This is a genomic window from Microbacterium sp. (assembly GCF_003248605.1).
Lineage (GTDB): Bacteria > Actinomycetota > Actinomycetes > Actinomycetales > Microbacteriaceae > Microbacterium.
On record NZ_QFPF01000149.1, the window covers coordinates 1 to 4,575 of the forward strand.

The window sequence follows — 4,575 nt, forward strand, 5'->3', positions numbered from 1 at the left end:
GTCCGATCAGCGAGGTCGCCGCTCGCTTCCAGGTCTCCTGGCCCACCGCGAAGCGCTGGGCCGACCGCTACCGCGCCGGCGAGTCCATGCACGACCGGTCCTCACGACCACACCACAGCCCGAACAAGACCCACCCGAAGGTCGTCAAGCGCTGCATCAGCCTGCGCATGCGACTCCGCGAAGGGCCAGTGCAGCTCGCACCACGACTCGGGATCGCCCCCTCCACCGTCCACCGCATCCTCTCGTCCTGCCACCTCAACCGGCTCACCCACGTCGACCGTGCCACCGGTGAACCCATCCGCCGCTACGAACACGACCACCCCGGCGCCATGCTCCACGTCGACGTGAAGAAGCTCGGCAACATCCCCGACGGCGGAGGCTGGCGCTACGTCGGCCGCCGACAAGGAGGGAAGAACCGAGCCGCCACACCAGGCAAGCCCAGGAACAAGCACTACGACCCGTTGATGGGCAAGGCCTACGTCCACACCGTCATCGACGACCATTCCCGCGTCGCCTACGCCGAGATCCACGACGACGAAACCGCCCTCACCGCGACCGCCGTACTGGTGCGGGCTGTTGAGTGGTTCAACGCCCACGGGGCCACCGTCGAGCGGGTCCTGTCCGACAATGGCGGCGCCTACAAGTCGCATCTATGGCGCGACACCTGCCAAGAGCTGGGCATCAAGCACAAGCGCACTCGGCCGTATCGGCCGCAGACCAACGGGAAGATCGAACGCTTCCATCGGACCCTGGCCGATGGCTGGGCCTATGCCCGTTGCTACACCTCAGAGGCCGAACGCCGCGGCGAGCTCGATGGCTGGCTGCGCTACTACAACCAGCACCGGCCCCACACGGCCTGCGGCAACCAGCCGCCCTTCTCACGATTGACCAACGTCCCCGGTCAGTACAACTAGAAGACACCGGCGCGATCGACTGACTGTCGGCGTGGTTCGCCGGCACGCGTGGCCGCTGCTTGTTCAGAGTGCGACGGTGCGGAATCCGGCGTTGCCCATGGAGGAGTCGGGAGTGTTCTGCGAGCGGGCGGAGTTGCGGTACCGGTTGCAGTACGAGATGTGGCACAGGTAACTGCCCCCGCGGAGGACACGCGACCCGCCCCGGTCCGGGCCCCGCGGGTCGTGGATCGGGGACTGCGCGTAGAAGCGGGGCGAAAACCAGTCGCTGCACCACTCCCACACGTTCCCGACCATCTGCCACAACCCGTACCCGTTCGGCGCGAACGAGTGCACCGGCGCGGTCGTCAGCCACCCGTCGTCGAGGGTGTTCTCGGTCGGAAACGTGCCCTGCCAGATGTTCGCCCGCCACCCGTCGGCATCCACCTCCGCATCCCCCCACGGGTACTTCGCCGATGGGATGCCGCCGCGCGCGGCGTACTCCCACTCCGCCTCCGTCGGCAATCGCCTCCCCGCCCACCCGCAATACGCGACCGCGTCATTCCAGCTGACGTGCACGGCGGGGTGGTCGGCGAGACCCTCGATCGACGACAGTGCTCCCCCCGGATGCCGCCAGTCCGCACCACGCACCCCGAACCACCACGGTGTTCCCGCCGCGGGACCCATCACATCCGCATCCGGCGCCGCGACCGCGAGATGGAACACCGCCGAATACCCGAACGTCTCCGCCTCGGTCCGATACCCCGTGTCGTCCACGAACCGCGCGAACGCCGCATTCGTCACCGACGACTCATCCATCGAGAACCCGTCCAGGGACACCTCATGCAGCGGCACCTCACCGTCGGCACGGTTCCGATCCCCCGAGGAGTCGCCCATCGTGAACGACCCCGCCGGGACGCGCACCTGCGGGATCACGTGACGACCCGCGGCGGCGGCGGCCGGCACCTGCACGGGCCGGGTCGGTGCTGCGAGGGTGAACAGCTTCTCGCGGGGCGGCGCACCACACGCACACGACGGTCCACAGCCGCTCGGGTCTTCAGTCATGGATTCATCCTCGTCCTCTGCATGGCTGCCCTGTCACGCAGGCAGCTCGACACGTATGAGCCCTCGGACGAGCGGGCGATGCGCTATGGGACTATTACCGGCGCGGCGGCGTCCGAGCACAGCACGTAGACGAAGTGGTCGAACGGGGACGTGCCCGCAGGTCCTTCAGGGTCGAACAAGCCCCGCTCGTACCCGGCCGCGTACGCGAACCCGACCGCCGACGCCAGTCCCTGACCCAGCGGGCCCGCCTGAATCGACCGATCGGCACCACCTGGCCAACGGAGCGGAGTAAGCCAGGCGTCAATGGCCGAGGGTGTCGTCGAGCACCTGCAGAATATGCCGGTATGGCGCGCCTGTGGCGCGTGTCATGCCGAGTTCGCAGGTGCGGTTGAGCGAGGCGTGCACATCCGAGCCTGCATCGGCGACATCTGCGGCTTCGGAGCGGGTGGCGGAGTGTGTGAGTTCGGGATGCAGCATCCCGCGGTCTCCGGCGAAGCCGCAGCATCCCCACTTCTCGGGGACCACCACGGACTCGGCCGCCGCGCCGGCGACGCGCGCGAGCGCGCCGTTGATGCCGAGGTGGGTGGACGAGCAGGTCGGATGCACCGTGACGGATGCCACCTTCTCGCCCGCGGGCAGATGCGGAAGGAGGTGCTCGTCGACGAACGCGACCGCATCCACGACGGTGATGTCCGCTTGCCCGGCCGCCTCGAGCAGCACGTGGAGGCCTTCGGTGCAGCTGGATGCGTCGCACACAACGGGCAGGCGTCCGCCGTCTGTCGCGCTGAGCAGCGAGGCGGAGACCTTTTCGGTCATCGTCTTGTACCCGTCGGAGAGACCCTTGGACTTCCACGGTGTTCCGCAGCACAGCGCCGGCAGATCCTCCGGGGTACGCACCTGCACGCCGGCGCGTTCACACAGCCGCAGGAACGACTCGGCCGCTCCGTCGCCGCCGACCGGGCCAAACATCGTGTTCGTGCACGACGAGAAGAACACCGCGACAGGTGCTTCCGACGCGATCACGCGACGCCGCTTGCCCCCAACCGGGAGATCCGCTGTATAGAGAGGGACGGTATCGTCGCCGAAGATGCCACGCCCGACTTTCGTTGCGAGAGCCGGCAGCGCGGTGGGCACCGCGCTCGCCACCGACAGCGCGCCACCGCCGACGGCGGACACGGCATCCCACTGCTTCGCGGCCAGGTTCCACCCGGCCTGCGCGACCGAGTTCTGATTCTCCTTGCGGAGTCGGCGGACCAGGTCGCCGGTGTTGATGAGCACCGGGCACGCGGTACGGCACATTCCGTCGACCGCGCAGGTCTGCACTCCGTCATACCCGTACTCCTTCTCAAGGATACGGGCCAGCGTCGAATCCCCGTTGTCGCGGGCGCGTTGGATCTCGCGGCGCAGCACGATTCGCTCCCGCGGGGTGAGGGCGATGTCCTTGGAGGGGCAGACCGGTTCGCAATAGCCGCACTCCACACACCGGTCGACTTCGGGTTCCACGGTCGGTGAGGTCTTCAGGTGCCGGGTGTGCGCCTTCGGGTCGTCGGTGAGCAGGACGCCGGGGTTGAGGGTCATGCGGGGGTCAATGAGGCGCTTTACCGCCCACATGACGTCGTACAGTTCGTCACCGTACTGGCGGTGCACGAACGGCGCCATGATCCGGCCCGTGCCGTGTTCGGCCTTCAACGTGCCGCCCTGGGCGAGGACGAGGTCGACCATGTGCTCGGTGAACGCCTCGTACCGGGCGAGCTTCTCAGGGTCGTCGAAGCGCTCGTTGACGAGGAAGTGGATGTTGCCGTCCTTCGCGTGACCGAAGATCACACTCCCCTCGTACCCGTGCTTCTCGAACAGGGCGATGAGCTGCTCGCAGGTCTCGCCAAGTCGTTCCGCCGGTACCGCGATGTCTTCCAGCAACGCGGTCGTGCCCGACGGGCGAGTGCCCGCGACGGCGGTGAAGAGACCCTTGCGGATGTGCCAGAGCTGCGCCCGCGTCGCGGCGTCCGTCGTGAGCGCGGCCGGCATCACGAGGGGAAGTGCCTCCAGCACCGCGGTCGCGGCGGTTCTGCGCGCTTCGAGAACGACGTCGGAGTCCTCCTGGAACTCGACCAACAGCGCCGCATGATCGATCACGGCGAGACCGGTGAGGTCGGGGGTGGCCTCGGGGTCGTTCTGCGCGACGCGCAGGGATGCGGCATCCAACAGTTCGATCGTCGCGAAACCGGCTTCGACCAGGGCGGGAAGTGCGGCAGTCGCGTCGCGCAGGTTCGCGAACATCAGCAGCCCCGTGGCGATGTCCGGCTTCACCGGGAGGGTGCGGAATGTGGCCTCGGCGACGAACGCGAGCGTGCCTTCCGAACCCACGATGAGATGGGTAAGGATCTCGAGCGGGTCATCGTGGTCGAGGAACGAGTTCAGCCCGTACCCCATGGTGTTCTTGATCGCATGCAGCGCATGCAGAGACTCCACAGACTCGGGATTGCTCCGGATGCGCTCGCGGAGGGCTTCAAGGCCCGTATGGATCTCCGGCTCGGACTCACGGAACCGCTCAGCCGCGTCAGGCGCGCCCGTGTCAACAACCGTGCCCGACGGAAGCACCAGCACCGCGGATTCGAGGGTG

General features: G+C 67.8%; 3 protein-coding genes and 1 pseudogene. 1 reads left to right on the top strand and 3 read right to left on the bottom strand.

The window, feature by feature from the left end:
* On the top strand, window positions 1–914 hold a 914-nt coding region (locus tag DI573_RS13995), incomplete at its 5' end, for an IS481 family transposase (protein ID WP_292815561.1).
* Between the two features lie 63 nt (window positions 915–977).
* On the opposite strand, the gene DI573_RS14000 is transcribed toward DI573_RS13995, so the two are convergent.
* The 3 genes and pseudogenes from DI573_RS14000 to DI573_RS14010 all read right to left on the bottom strand — a co-directional run bounded on the left by DI573_RS14000 (window position 978) and on the right by DI573_RS14010 (window position 4,424).
* Window positions 978–1,955, bottom strand: a complete 978-nt coding sequence (locus tag DI573_RS14000; protein ID WP_292815564.1) for a formylglycine-generating enzyme family protein — start codon at window positions 1,953–1,955, stop codon at window positions 978–980.
* A 119-nt stretch (window positions 1,956–2,074) separates the two neighbouring features.
* Window positions 2,075–2,200 (bottom strand): annotated as a pseudogene (locus tag DI573_RS14005) (hypothetical protein); the annotation flags it as partial.
* A gap of 55 nt (window positions 2,201–2,255) precedes the next feature.
* Window positions 2,256–4,424, bottom strand: coding sequence for an FAD-linked oxidase C-terminal domain-containing protein (locus DI573_RS14010; protein WP_363331375.1), 2,169 nt, complete (start codon window positions 4,422–4,424; stop codon window positions 2,256–2,258).
* Window positions 4,425–4,575 lie beyond the last annotated feature (151 nt).

What these genes read in the sequence shown, in the direction of transcription:
- DI573_RS14000 (WP_292815564.1), bottom strand. Translation starts at nt 1,955, where the DNA reads ATGACTGAAGACCCGAGCGGCTGTGGACCGTCGTGTGCGTGTGGTGCG.